The organism is Enterovibrio qingdaonensis (genome assembly GCF_028683135.1).
GTDB lineage: Bacteria > Pseudomonadota > Gammaproteobacteria > Enterobacterales > Vibrionaceae > Enterovibrio > Enterovibrio qingdaonensis.
In genome coordinates this window covers 1-281 of record NZ_JAJUBB010000089.1, presented here as the reverse complement: position 1 = coordinate 281, position 281 = coordinate 1, and the positions used below count along the sequence as shown (strand labels likewise).

Here is a 281-nt window from a genome sequence, read left to right as displayed (position 1 = left end):
TGGTTGCATCTTTGCTATCCGTCAGGGTCAAAGACGCGTCGGTGCCATCGACGACAATGCCAGTGTCCGCTGACACATTAAGGGTAAAGCTTTCGTTGCCTTCAAAGCGTTTGTCATCACGGGTTTCGAAGATGACCTCAAATGCCGTGTTACCACCACTGATAGATTGCGTATACGTGCCGGCAAAGACTGCATCGATCTCCTCGTCAGTCAGCACCTTGTTGTTGATGGTAAGGCCTGTAATATCACCGCGCTCGACACCTTGTTCAGCGAGGTCGAAG

General features: G+C 51.2%; 1 protein-coding gene. It reads right to left on the bottom strand.

Translation table 11 applies throughout. The features are described from left to right. The coding region (locus LRP49_RS25250; RefSeq protein WP_274146428.1) for a hypothetical protein at positions 1-281 on the bottom strand (281 nt) is incomplete at both ends.